The following is a 13,252-nucleotide window of genomic DNA, read 5'->3' as shown; positions in this document are numbered from 1 at the left end:
CTTAATCACCTGTAAATCTGTTTTAAAAATAAAATTAGCTAATGAGTCTAACGATTTGATGTGACACTCAGGTCACATCAAATTTAAAACCATTGAGACGACAATCAACATCAAGAAGCTTGATGTAATATATGAAACCGCCAAGGCATGAATGGTGCTTTTAAATCCATCCTGCTTATAAATTGCAGGCATGCCGAGACCTGAATGCTGACTACCACTGACGCAGCCGATTAAGTCGCTCGGACTCTTAATCCTGAAAATCCGATAAGCGATAGCAAATGAAAGCAACTGTGATATCAGCACCACAGCACTACCAACTAAGGCGACCTTAATTCCACTGGCATTCATGGCATAAAGCATCTTCGGGCCAAAATACAAACCCGTGATCGCGGTAAACACCAGCAGTGACACGTTGCGTACAGCATTACTGGTATCTACAGGCAGCATATCTAGCGGGTTGATTTTGTGACACGCCCAGCCCACCGCAATGCCAGAAACCAAGCTGCTCAGACCCATACTGAAATAGAGGTAAATACCGCCTATATTGAGGTGCCACATGCTGATCATATAAGCCAGTACCAAACCAGCGCCAAATAAGGCCTGATTCACACCGCTGTTTGGCGAGCGCTGACTAAAGTCATTTTTAACCAACTGCACATCGCAAGAACTGCCGGTGATCTGCAATATGTCATGGCGTTTCACCACTAAATCGGGAGTGATCTCCAGTGCCTGCTCATCTCGAAGTAACTCGGTGATACAAACACCTCTGTGTGTACTCTGATTTAAAGCGGTTTTTACCTGCTGCAATGACAGACCCACGAGTTCAGGCGTGTTGACCTGCATCAGATAGCTCTCTTCGCTAACATTGGTCTGGCTATCACAGGGAAGCTCTGTTCCTAACAAATTATCGTCGAAGTAAAACAGGGCATTGTGGCGACCGGTAATGGTGATGATATCGCCTATCGCGATTGGATCCCCATCCTTAAGCCCCTGGTCACTATTGCTGGCACGTGATAGCTCAAAAATAATATCGATAGATGGTGCCGTCAGCTGCTGCAGGGTCTTACCCACCACAGTGCTCTCCTGGTTCACCTCAAAAACACGCCTGACTATGCTATGCGCGCTGTTGATAGGCTTACGCATGGCCGACGGGGTGGCATCGAGCAGATCGCTGCTCTCCGTCTGAAACCCCATCACCTTTGGCATAACCTTGGGGAAAAACCAAGACATCATGATCACCGGGCCTAGCACACCAAAAATAACCGTGAGCATATAGCCTAAGATAATTTCACTTTGGGCCAGATTTTTAGCGGCTTCACTCACGCCAGAAAAATCACCAATAGCGTCAATGGCGGCACTAATGATTTCAGGATGAACAAAGCTGCCAGCCGTCATGCCAATTGCCATATAGAGATCCAGCTCGAATAGCCAGCTAGCAATAGCAAGGGTCGACACGGCAACGAGACTCATCAATACACTCGCTAGAAGTATAGACTTCTTGCGCAATTTCAGTGTGCTAATAAGGTGATAGCCCCCTTGGTAGCCCACCACATACATGAAAAAGCCAAAGAATACCCACCTAACGCTTGGCGTGATTTCGACACCATTTAAACCAACCAGCATGCCCACCAATAAGGTGCCCACTATGCTGCCTAAGCTAAAACGCCCTACCGAGATCTTTCCGACCAAGAACCCCAAGACCAAAGTGATCAAAATGGGGAAGTAAGGAGAAAAATTGAAAATATTTTGTAGTGTTTCCATCGCCTGACCACTTGAATGTTATAGGCATGCCTAGGTGTTCAGTCATGTCTAGTTAAATTCTATTTATCGTGGCCATCGCTCTCCCCTTTTGCGAACCACTCAAGTGGTGCAAAAGCTAAGCGTATAGACCTCGATTTCAGATGAATTTTATGCGCGACAATGAAACTTAGATAATCGTCTATGAAGGATGAAACCCTTCATAAAAGCCGACACATGACTTAAGTCATGCTAGAAGAATAGGTAAGAGTTTGAATTACTTTAGAAAAAGTAAGGTATGAGGATAGGCCTCTGACGTTGCAGAGGCCAACCAATGTATTGTTAACTTGGTGAATCGAGCACCTTAAGGTAATCCATAATACTCTTGTAAATGACTTTCTTAACGATCATCACCTGCTTTGAATGCTGACACCAGAGTGACACGGGGACATGGACGGCTTCTTTAAGCTGATCGAGCTCAATCTCAACAATATCGTCTGAATAATATTCAGATTGGACTATGGTTCGTGGCAGCAATGCCCAGCCCAATCCCTCTTGTACCATTCTGATAATAAGTGTCTGCTGGTCCACCACTTCATACTGAGAGGAGAGGATCACCCGACTTTCCATATCATCGTCAAGCATAGATTTGAGTACAAATTGGCGGGTCGATTTCATTGCGGTGTAAGTTTCATTCGACGGCATTCGCGCCAGCTCACTATTTTCGCTGGTAAAAGGCACAAAGGCGATGCTGCGCATTAACACCGAATCGATACTACTTATCACCTTACTTTCGAACACGTTGACCAGGCCAAAATGAATAGACCCGTCTTGAATCCCCTTCTTAATTTCGGCTTTCGAACGCACCAATAGATTAACCCTCATATAGGGAAATTCTTCTATTAGTGCATGACGTATCACAGTGAGCACATGCTGGGGAATAAAACTCGGGTAGGCAATGGTCACCGACTCTAACGTGCCATAAGACAGACTTAACGCGACGCGATCGAAGGTACGGGTTTGTTCTATGGCTTGCTTAGCATAGTGATAGAGTAAATCGGCATCTTGAGTAGGCTCAACAGAGCGGCCAATACGCTCAAACAAGGTGATAGCCAACTGATCTTCTAAGTTAGTGATCACCTGGCCAATCGTCGTGCGATGCTTATCTAGCTTGACGGCTGCCTTACTGAAAGACTTAAGATCATAAACAGTAACAAAAGCAAGCAGTTGTTCTAAGCTAAAGTTCATTATTCCACTCCCTGAAAAATCTTACATGCCGCACTAATTCGCCAGCCATTCGAAAGGATATGTTGAAGCCCTAAACTAGCATATTCGTAAGTGTTTGTTTATCTGTTTTGATGGGTTTGATCCGTCATATGTGATTGTGACTTTATTTGCCAAGCCACTAACATCGCTACCCTATCAAAAATACGGTGCCATCAAACCTCGAGATGCGCCATTTTCACATACATAAGGTTAAATACAGATGAACATCATGCCCCATGAAATAGCATTAGGTGATGTCTATTTCCCCCCCTTATTGCTTGTTGGAATACTGGCTTACCTTCTCGCGGCCATGGTTACCGCTATCGGAACCCGACTTGGCTGGCACAGGTATATTGCAGTACCAGCTATAGCAGAGCTCTCAATCACCATCATCTTCGTTGGTGTGATTAGTCAGTTTATTTCAATTTTCTAATTAGGTAACAAGATGTTAAGAAAATATTTTATCACGGCGATAATCGCTATAGCGGCCATTGCGACCCTATACAGCCAGTATCAGACTTACCTTGAAAACCCTTGGACCAGAGATGGCCAGGTGCGTGCCCATATTATTCAAATCACGCCAAGAGTCACTGGCCAGATCATCAATATGCAGATCGAAGACAACTCACAAGTTAAACGCGGTGATCTCTTGTTTGAAATCGATCCAAGTATTTACCAGGCCAGCCTGAATAAGGCGATCGCCAATGAGAAACAGGCGGCCACACTAGTGGATAAGGCAAAAAACGAGGCCCATCGCGCGGTGAACCTTGAAAAACTGACCCCAGGTGCACAATCAGAATTAACCCTTAATAACCTGCAAAATGCCATTGATACGGCAGAGGCCAACCTATTGATGGCCAAAGCACAGGTCGAGGAAGCCAGATTAAACCTGCTGTACACCAAGGTAACGGCCCCAACGGACGGTTATATCACCAACCTCAACTACCGAGTCGGCTCTCAAGTGATTGCCAACAACCCTGTGGTTGCCTTGATCGACGCCTCAAGTTTTTGGATTGAAGGCTTCTTCAAAGAGACTGATCTTATGGATGTCGATGTCCAGGATAAGGCACAGGTCAACCTGATGATGCGCGACCATGCAATGCTTAAGGGTCAGGTTCAGAGTATTGGCTATGGTATTGCCAAATCTGACGGCAGTACAGGCAATGCCCTGCTCCCCAATGTTAACCCTAGCTTTCAATGGATACGTCTGGCTCAGCGTATTCCAGTAAAAATTAAACTCGATCATCTGCCTGAAGATATGCAACTAAGAATAGGCATGACGGCATCGGTTAAAATTCTGAAGCACTAAAGTGAGACTCACATGCTCAGTTCATCATTAAAAGAAGCGATTAAGATCTCACTCGCTGTCGGACTCACCATAGCATTGGCGCTATTTTTTCAATGGGACAAACCCTATTGGGCTGCCATCACAGTGATTGCGATTTCAGCTAATGAATCCTTCGGTCACGGCATATTGCAGGGCAAGCTGCGCATCGTGGGTACCCTCACAGGTATCTTCTTTGCGCTAGTGCTGATCAGCCTGTTTAGCCAGGACCGCATGATGTTCATCGCATGTTTCCACCTATTTTTAGGTGTGTGTGTCTTCTTTAGCAGCCATAAGCGCAACGGTTATGCCTTCACCATGGCATTTACTGCCTTTGCTATTATCGCCATGCTTGGCGGCACCAATGGTACCGCCTCATTTGATATCGCGATCTTAAGAATTCAAGAAACCATGCTAGGTGTGGTGGTGTACTCTGCTGTCTATCGCTTTATATGGCCTGTCACAACAGAGTCACTGTTTTTCGATACCCTTAAGACAGTGACTAAACAGTTTACCTTAGCCAGAAAAGCTCTGGTTGAAGCTAAGACGGATAAGCACATACTAGATGCTAAATCTGATCTCTTTGCCAATCAGCAACATATCGATAAGCTAATGGAACTGTTGGCACTTCCTTTGGCCAGCACCTACCGGTTGCGCTATGAAAAAGCCAAGTGGCAGAGCGTTGCCCTGGCTTGCGATGGCATACAGGCGCACCTACTGAAGCTCGCTAAAGGGATACAACATGAGATGGAACCCAACAATCTCGACAATGGCCTCACCCAACTTGGTCATGAGCTCAGGCTACTTAATGCGACCATCACCAATGAACAGTCAAAAGACGCCGAGTTGATTCAGCACTGGACGAAGCGCGATAGCAGGCTCGATGCTAAAGTCGATGCCAAGATTGATGCCGCAGAAGAAAGAGCTGTTGCAGGAGTAGGAGCAAAGCGTAGGTTGCAGCGACAGCGTTTAACCAACGCCATCACTGCGGTCGCCAGCTCGTTAACCTGCTTCGCCCTATGGATCTACTTTGCCATACCGGGTGGTCCCATTTTTCCGCTTCTGGGCGCGGCCTTGGCTAACGCCAGTGTACATATGCCTGTGAGTCTAGTAAGGCAGGCCAAGTTGGCGTGTCTCGCCTGGGGGCCACTGTTTCTGGTCGAGTATTGTTTAGTGTTAACCAACATCACTGAATTGTGGCAGCTTGTGGCCTTCTATAGCTTGAACACGCTATTGATTTTCACTGTTTTCAATAAGCCATCCCATGTTGTCATTCGAATCCTGGGCGGTAACATGCTACTGATCATGACCATGAATGCGCTACATGGCATCCCAAAATACGAGATCATCACACCACTGCTAATGCTGATCATCATGTTGCTTTCTTTAACTGTGGCCCGGTTTTACATTCGCTTATTTAAGGCGGAGCCATTGTAGGACGCCGCCAACTCGGCTTAGACCACTGTGAATCTATTTACTATTTTGGGTTGCAGCCTTATTCGGGCGACAACCCAAAATATTTTTTCACTTTTAACAAAAAAAATAACTCGCAATGGGTCTGTTTAAAGCCCTACACAGAGTAAAACATCGCTCCCCGTTAACACTTAACGAACCCTACCACACATAAAAGTCATTTAAAAACAATAAACTAGATAGAGAATAACCGATTTTACCATCCTACTGCAATTGAAGGGTTTCATCCTTCATAGGCGATTACTTAATTGTCACACCTGCTCATAAAATACCCTCATCGAATGAAGAAAGCGAAACCGAATGACTACCTCAAATCAGGTGTCAGGCAGTTTCGCAACGCTTCAACAATAAACAGTGAATCCAGATTCAGGATTCGGCCAGTAAACAAAGACTAGGCAAACGGAAAGGGTAACCTACATGCAAAAGCTTCAATTTCGCACTATCAAAATGACTTCGGGTAAAGTAGCCATGCTTAAAGCGATTCCTTTGGCGCTAGCCTTATCTTTTGGCAACTTAGCCTATGCAGGTGACGATGCACTGCAAGGAGCACCAGCTGCAGTAAAAAGTGCAGAAGAATCTGTGCTAGAGCGCTACGGCATTACCGATGAGCTACTGAAACTGGGCCTAAGCTCACTAAGCTATGGCGACCAGCAAGTTGAGCACGTTAAACGCACAATTGAAATTGATGGCGAGAAGCATGAGTCAGATGTGTTTTTAGTACAAAGCACAGACAACCGCGGCAACATAGATCTGCGCATCAAGTATGACCAAAGCAAGCTCGATGCCGATGAAGATGTGATCACTAAGATTGAAGAGATCACTAAGCTGGAATACCGCTTAAAAGATTACATGGAGAGCTATGACAAGTCTTCATTAGTCGTCAATGAGATCGGCCCAGACCATGTTGAAATTCACTTCAACTACTCTAAGTATGGCTTGCCGCAAGATATTGCCTACTTCCGTTTTATGCAGGTCAAACTGACTGTGCTCGACGGCAAGGCTAGCACTATGGAGATCACTAACAACGGTCGGTCTTTCGAGTATGACGACTATCGTGTGACCGAGTATGCACAGGAAATTGCCTTCGATACTCTGCCTAATGGCAAGATCATCGTGAAAGAGAAAAACATTAAGGCCAAGGGGCAAAAAGGTAAGAAGCCAGTTAACTACGAGGCAAAACTCGAGCCTGTCGCCTTTTATGATGATGTGCTGGGTGTAATGGTCATGGACCAGGATCTCCTGTCAATAGTCTCGGATCCCCGCATCCGCGAAGAGAAGGTAGATCTGGACAGACTCTTCCCAATCTTGGGTGACTTCGTACGTCAACGCGGCATAGATGTACCGCTGCCATTCGGTGTCTCGGTGGCCTACCGCAACCAGGATATGGATGTCGGCTTCAACAGTTTTGACATCATGGGCGTTAACCTAGATGAGTTCTTCGATCCAGAAAGCTCAATCGGTACAGTAAATGCTGAAAGCTACTCATTACGAGCTGACATCAACATTCTGCCCTTCTGGAACGTGTTCGGCTATATCGGCAAGGTGAATGTTGATGCCGTGGTGGATGCCCACTATACAGGCAAGATGAAGGATGTGTTCGAAGACAAACTGGGCGTCGTCGGTGGCAAGCTGGCTTGTGCCGCTGTCGAGAGTCAAGGGGTAGATATCTGCTCACCTGGTGAGTTGAACGTCCCGCTGCATCTTGAATATGACTTGGTCGGCGTGGGTACTACCTTGTCGATAGGTTACAAAGAGTTCTTTGCCTCGGTCACCGCGAGCTATAGTAAGACACGTATGGAAGGTACAGGCAAATGGGGCGATGGCATCTTAACCGTTCAACCTATGCTGGGTTATCAGTTCCTTGACTACCGCGCGCAGGTCTTCGTCGGCGCCGAATATCAAGGTCTCAAGCCTAACATGGAAGGCACCTTAGGCATCGATATTGGCGGCCAGGAGTTTAACTACAACGTAGGTGTCGATATAGATAAGTGGGCCTACTTAATCGGTTTTAACAAGCAGATTGGTAAAAACTTAAACTTTACCGCCCTATACAACAAAGGCGAAACCAGAAGCGCCTTCACCCTAAACCTGGGCTACCGATTCTAAACAGTCAACAAACTATCAACGACTCAATCTATCCGGTTGAGTCGTTTTTTTATTTGTTATCCACACTTTGCCGCTTTCGCGAAGCTAACCCTCTGCTTCGCTCGTGATCCACAAGAACCAGCGATTTGCTAAGTGACAAGGTCGCGTAAACCTCTCACCTGCTAGTACTTATCACAATCAGATTAGAGAGGGTTCAATCCTTCATACACGATTATTGCCTGGTCATAAAGCGTACTACTATAGCCCCATCAAATGAGCCACTGCTCATCCTATGCAGATATTTGGAGTCAAAAATGACAATGTTTTCACGCTCAGCCTTAGCCGTACTTATTTCGCTATCGTTAGCCGCTTGTGGTGGCGATGATGATAAATCAGGTGGCAACCAGCCAGTTCCTGAAGTGCCAGCTGTCGAGCCGCTGCCACCTCAGCAGATCACTGTACAGATTGGCGATCACAGCCTTACTGCCATGAAAGAATCTGTTGTCGTCGACGATATCGAAGGCGAAGCTGCACGGGTTGAGCTTGAAGCCTTTAAAGGCATCCCTTATGCCAATGCTACTCGATTTGAACACAGTCAACTCAATGCCCTAGACACAGTGACGGATGCCACTGAGTTCGGCAACGCCTGTCCGCAAAACCGCGACACCATCCAGGCTCAGTCAGAGGATTGCTTAAACCTCAACATCTGGCGTCCTGAAGATACCGATGCATCTGCTGCTCTACCTGTCTATGTCTTCATTCACGGCGGAGATTTTGAAGTCGGCTCAGGTGCAGATCCTCTGGTTCAGGCTGACAATGTCGTTGCCCAAGGTGCACTCGATGGCAAACCTTTTATTGCTGTGACCATCAACTATCGTCTCGGTATTCTAGGTAGCTACTGGCTTGATGGTACCAAAATGCCAGAAGGCGGTAACTTTGGCTTAGGCGATCAGAAGCGAGCACTGCAGTGGGTGAACGAAAACATCGACCTATTTGGCGGCGATCCTGATAACGTCACACTTATCGGTCAGGAAGCGGGCGCTATGTCTGTGGGCATTTTGCAGCAAAGCCAGACCCAAGAAAACATTGCAGGCACCTACTTTCAACGCGCCATTATGCAAAGTAACGCCTATGGATTTGATTACAAATCCTATGGTCAAGCTCAAACATTTAGCCAGAAGCTAGCACAATATAGCGAAGCGCTGCATCAAAATGATACCGAGTTGGCAGAGCTGACTCTGGAGCAGCTGATGCAGGTTCAAGCCAAAGCCACTGGACTGTTACACACAGTTGGCGCCTGGTCTGGCATCGACTGTATTGATACTGACGACCTGGTTGGCAGCGGCCTATGTTTCGCCGGTAAGCTAGACAGCGAAATGACACCTCAGCATCATTTGAAGCCATTTGCGCCCTACGTAGAGTATCGTGCTAAGGGGTTCTTGAAGCCTGAAATCAGCGGCCACCACCTCACCACTCAGCCGGCACAAACCGAATATACAGTACCTACTGTGGTTGGCTTTAACAGTAACGATGGCGCAACAACCAGCTTTTTGCCGAGCCTAACCTCGTTGATCCCAACGATCATTGAGTTGATCAAAGAGATGAATAATGCCCCTGAGGACACAGAGCCATCGGCGCAGGCCATTCAAACCTGGCTCGCTTCTCAAGACAACCTTGACCAACTGGAGCAGCGTTTGATGCAGCTAACACCAGAGCAGGTTGCTACGCAGGTAGAACTTGGCGATATCCTGCCAGGCAGCGCCTACGAGGCCATAGTGAAATTCTTCTTTGGCCTGGGCAATGGTGAGTTGGCTAACCAGTTGTTTGCATTAACCGATTACGCCCCTAACAACGAGAGTCAACTCTCGGGTGCAGTGGCAAACATGGCACAGTTTGGTCAGCTGACTAACGACTTACTCTTCAGTGGCCCGGCTCGCATTAAGGCAAAGCAGAGCAGCGACAAGGGACAGGTGGCCACTAGCTTGTATCAATTTGACTATAAGCCAAGCTTCAATAGCTGGACGGTATATAACGAAGGGGAAGCCATTCACCCAGGTGATATGTTCAGATCAACTAGCTGCTTAGGCAAAATATGTACGGGTGCAGAGCTGCCGTTCATCTTTAATAAGCCTTACAACTTGGCCGGTAGCCAGGTGAAGCCAAGTGTTAAAGACACGCTACTGATGAACAAGATGTCACGTATCTGGTTTAGTGACGAGCTATTCGCCGACTATCAATATGATACTGCGACTGACAATGTGCTCAGCATCAATAAGGACGGTGAGATCTCAACGATCACCGACTGGGATGCCCAACAAAATGTTGGCGTAGATCCAGAGCTTAGAAAAGGCCGCCTAACCGGTCTAGAGCAGCTCGGTCTAATCATGAGCTATTTCGACAAGTAAGCCTTAACTCCCCTTCCTTAAGGCTGACTGGCAAATCGCCAGTTAGCCTTAAAAGCCGAATTAGGACTAGAAAGCCGATGATAAACAAATCTTTATACCGCACAGCAAGCACACTTTTGCTGTCATTATGCGCCCTGGTACTCACGGGATGCGCCAGCTCCTTCCCTGAGGTGGAGCCCACATTCGAGTCTGATTGGCAGTCTCAGCCCCATCAGGCACAGGTGTATCTGATCCCTAAGGCAAGTGAAGCGCTTGCGCGACGCATAGAGGCGATTCGCCATGCACAGCACAGTATCGATATCACCTATTTTTCCTGGAACAAGGATCTCTCAGGTCTGTCGCTACTCAACGAGTTGAAGCAGGCGGCTGATAGGGGAGTAAAGGTTCGCATCGTCTTAGATGATCTACTGGTGTTCAATGAAACCTGGCTGGCTGAACTGGGCCATCATGAACAGATGGAGATCCGCATCTTTAACCACTTCAATTCTCGTAAGGCGGGCTGGTTAGGTCGTAGCATCGACTTTCAACGCGACAGGGGCCAGCTGGATAATCGACTGCATGAAAAATATTTCAATGTCGATGGTCAGTTGATGATCTTGGGCGGGCGCAATATCGGTGATGACTATTTTGGTTACAGCCAGGACGCTAACTTTTTCGACTTAGATGTAGTCTTTAAAGGCGATATTATTCAGCCATTTATGGCTAACTACAAACAACTGTGGAACAGTGAGCTGGTGACCCCAGTTACAATGCTGATTAAGACCAAAGAAGCTGGCAGCTACCACCAATTTAATCAGGCATTGGAACATGCTCAAGCAGAAGAGACTCAAGTCGTTGAGGCGATTGCTAGCTCGCTAACCTCACTACCTGCCATGAGCTTTATTGATGCCAAGGTCACGCCTGTCTTCGACTCGCTAGAGAAAGTAAAAGACAATAAGCCTTATTTTAGAACTCGGGTTGAACGCCTGATGGAAGAACCGGTAAACAATGCAAGTAAAGCCGTTATCTCAACACCTTATTTGCTGCCGACTCAAACTAAGTTCAAAATTATTGAGAGTCTGACTCAACATAATGCGGCGGTGACTCTCATCACCAACTCGTCGGCATCGAACGACTCAGCTTTCGTCCCTGCCTACTTTGAGCAATATCGTCCCCAGTTATTGGAGATGGGGGTAGAGCTGTATGAATTTAAGGATAGCGCCATCAATGATGATCATCTCTATCATGGTGCAACCTACTATCACAATAAGACATTTATATTTGACGACAAACTCTCTTATATAGGTTCGTCAAATTTCGACCCACGCTCAGACTTTCTTAATATTGAGTTTGGCGTGGTGATCGATAGCCCAGCCTTTGCAGCCAAGTTGACAGACTATCTGCTGGGCAAAAAGGAACAGCTCTATTGGCACGTATCTCAAGCCGAAGACGGCACTATACGTTGGCATTCGGGTGAAGAGATTCACGATGCCTCACCAAACTATGGTGACTGGCACAAGCTGCCTGATTGGTTTATCAGGCTGCTCGATACCGAATTCGAGCTATAAGCCTATTCATCATTAATCGCAGCGCCGGGTGACGACTTAATACAGGTCGTTGCCCGGAAAATGCCAACCTTAGCGCCTTAAACACCGTCTGCTCGCCTCTTCAAACCGCTCGCTTATCCATAATCTGGCTTTTCTGCCAGTCGTCCACACTCTGCTGTGAATGCCCTTGATTTCCAAACGTCTTACACTGATCCCTAAAAGAGATTCGAGAGCCAGCTTCCCTCTCCTACAATTTGCACACTATTGTCTAAAAATGCATAGCACCGTGCTAAAACAGGTCTCTCTGACTCTGTCATGCCTCACCTAACGCGCTCTTTTGGCCCTCACTCCTGTGATGCTATATCAAGGTTGAAACCTAAAATTCAGGCTTGGCCACGACTATGTTGATGGCTATGTTAATGGCTGTGTTGATGATCATCTTGATGGCTATACTGATGATCATCTTGATGACTCTCAATAAGCCTGGGCATATGACCATCAGCATCACCCAAGATGAGAAGTAAGCTAACCACAGCAGTGCAACTATGACCGCCAGTAACGGCTCTAACGGGCTAAGTCACCCACTCCATATGGCTAATTCAAACAGCTAATACCAACAAGCTCATTCCCCACAGCAAATTCTAGTAAGCTAACGCCAAACAACTCACTCGGGATCGCCAACAGGCAAGTCGGTGACCCTTAAGGCCTGCCACCTCCAAGTCAGGCGCCCAATGAGTAATGCCGCTAATTAAAGCCCCCCTTCCCAAGAAGTGTCCGGCACGGCAAAGCGGGTAAAGGCTAGGCCTGTAACCTGCGAGTCATTACCCCTGGCAAAGCCTGGTCACCTTGTCCACGAGGCGCCATAGCATGGTTAGTAGTGCGTATAGCCTTTTGGTGGTGCCTATGGCCTTTGATGGCCGCGAGTATTGCCTCTCGGCAAAGAGACATCCGGTTTTTTAGGCTGGGGAATAAAGCGAGTCTGCCATTGGAATATGGATTAATCGAGAAACGGTCTAAAGAGCTAAATGCCTGACATGCTGAACGATGGAAACACGCTGCGACCAGACGATTGAAGGCTGAAGAAAAGAAAAACGGTACTGCTCAAGCAGAGCAAGCGAGAACAGAGCAAGTTCACGGGTTAAACCAATTAGTATAAAGATGTGATCGCTCAGCGACGATTTAGCACTAAAGGTTAGCGCTGATGAGGCAAGGCAACGAGTGAAGAGCATAGCTGAACTAGGGTCAAACTCGTTAACACAGTGTCATAAGTGCCCAATATAAGCACTTGGTCAACAAAATAGCATTCACTGGCGAAAGCCTATCGGTCGCACGCTAATCGCACCAAGGCTATTACGCCAGAGATATAATGTTAAATCCATAAGGCTGATGCCCACAAACTTAGGCTAAAAAAAAGGTTCATCGCGGCTTTCCGGGGA

General features: G+C 47.0%; 8 protein-coding genes. 6 read left to right on the top strand and 2 right to left on the bottom strand.

The genetic code is table 11. From position 1 onward, the window contains the following. Positions 1 to 72: 72 nt before the first annotated feature. Both NY07_RS10365 and NY07_RS10360 read right to left on the bottom strand, forming a co-directional pair. Positions 73 to 1,761, bottom strand: a complete 1,689-nt coding sequence (locus NY07_RS10365; RefSeq protein ID WP_081953815.1) for a hypothetical protein — start codon at positions 1,759 to 1,761, stop codon at positions 73 to 75. A 318-nt stretch (positions 1,762 to 2,079) separates the two neighbouring features. Next, positions 2,080 to 2,985, bottom strand: a complete 906-nt coding sequence (locus tag NY07_RS10360; protein WP_033539288.1) for a LysR family transcriptional regulator — start codon at positions 2,983 to 2,985, stop codon at positions 2,080 to 2,082. Between the two features lie 238 nt (positions 2,986 to 3,223). Here NY07_RS10360 and NY07_RS10355 point away from each other — a divergent pair, with 238 nt between their 5' ends. The 6 genes from NY07_RS10355 to NY07_RS10330 all read left to right on the top strand — a co-directional run bounded on the left by NY07_RS10355 (position 3,224) and on the right by NY07_RS10330 (position 11,837). Next, a complete protein-coding gene (locus tag NY07_RS10355; RefSeq protein ID WP_033539287.1) occupies positions 3,224 to 3,436 on the top strand; it encodes a DUF1656 domain-containing protein in 213 nt (70 codons plus the stop codon). A 12-nt stretch (positions 3,437 to 3,448) separates the two neighbouring features. After that, the gene (locus tag NY07_RS10350) at positions 3,449 to 4,312 is read left to right on the top strand and encodes an HlyD family secretion protein (protein ID WP_033539286.1); all 864 of its coding nucleotides are present in this window, start codon (positions 3,449 to 3,451) and stop codon (positions 4,310 to 4,312) included. Between the two features lie 12 nt (positions 4,313 to 4,324). Then, entirely contained in the window at positions 4,325 to 5,764 is a 1,440-nt protein-coding gene (locus NY07_RS10345) for an FUSC family protein (protein WP_033539285.1), read from the top strand. A gap of 453 nt (positions 5,765 to 6,217) precedes the next feature. Beyond that, positions 6,218 to 7,906, top strand: a complete 1,689-nt coding sequence (locus NY07_RS10340; RefSeq protein ID WP_033539284.1) for a hypothetical protein — start codon at positions 6,218 to 6,220, stop codon at positions 7,904 to 7,906. A 293-nt stretch (positions 7,907 to 8,199) separates the two neighbouring features. Further along, positions 8,200 to 10,290 (top strand): carboxylesterase family protein, encoded by a 2,091-nt coding sequence (locus NY07_RS10335; protein WP_033539283.1) that lies wholly within the window; start codon positions 8,200 to 8,202, stop codon positions 10,288 to 10,290. A 77-nt stretch (positions 10,291 to 10,367) separates the two neighbouring features. Continuing rightward, complete coding sequence (locus NY07_RS10330; RefSeq protein WP_052125602.1) at positions 10,368 to 11,837, top strand: phospholipase D family protein; 1,470 nt, start codon at positions 10,368 to 10,370, stop codon at positions 11,835 to 11,837. Positions 11,838 to 13,252: the final 1,415 nt, after the last annotated feature.

Origin of the sequence: Shewanella sp. ECSMB14101 (assembly GCF_000773485.1) — a bacterium.
Taxonomy (GTDB): Bacteria; Pseudomonadota; Gammaproteobacteria; order Enterobacterales; family Shewanellaceae; genus Shewanella; species Shewanella marisflavi.
This window is presented reverse-complemented; position numbering and strand designations above follow the sequence as displayed.

Coding starts and splice junctions, on each gene's coding strand:
- NY07_RS10340 (WP_033539284.1), top strand. CDS start 6,218: ATGCAAAAGCTTCAATTTCGCACTATCAAAATGACTTCGGGTAAAGTA.
- NY07_RS10365 (WP_081953815.1), bottom strand. CDS start 1,761: ATGGAAACACTACAAAATATTTTCAATTTTTCTCCTTACTTCCCCATT.
- NY07_RS10350 (WP_033539286.1), top strand. CDS start 3,449: ATGTTAAGAAAATATTTTATCACGGCGATAATCGCTATAGCGGCCATT.
- NY07_RS10335 (WP_033539283.1), top strand. CDS start 8,200: ATGACAATGTTTTCACGCTCAGCCTTAGCCGTACTTATTTCGCTATCG.
- NY07_RS10345 (WP_033539285.1), top strand. CDS start 4,325: ATGCTCAGTTCATCATTAAAAGAAGCGATTAAGATCTCACTCGCTGTC.
- NY07_RS10360 (WP_033539288.1), bottom strand. CDS start 2,985: ATGAACTTTAGCTTAGAACAACTGCTTGCTTTTGTTACTGTTTATGAT.
- NY07_RS10355 (WP_033539287.1), top strand. CDS start 3,224: ATGAACATCATGCCCCATGAAATAGCATTAGGTGATGTCTATTTCCCC.
- NY07_RS10330 (WP_052125602.1), top strand. CDS start 10,368: ATGATAAACAAATCTTTATACCGCACAGCAAGCACACTTTTGCTGTCA.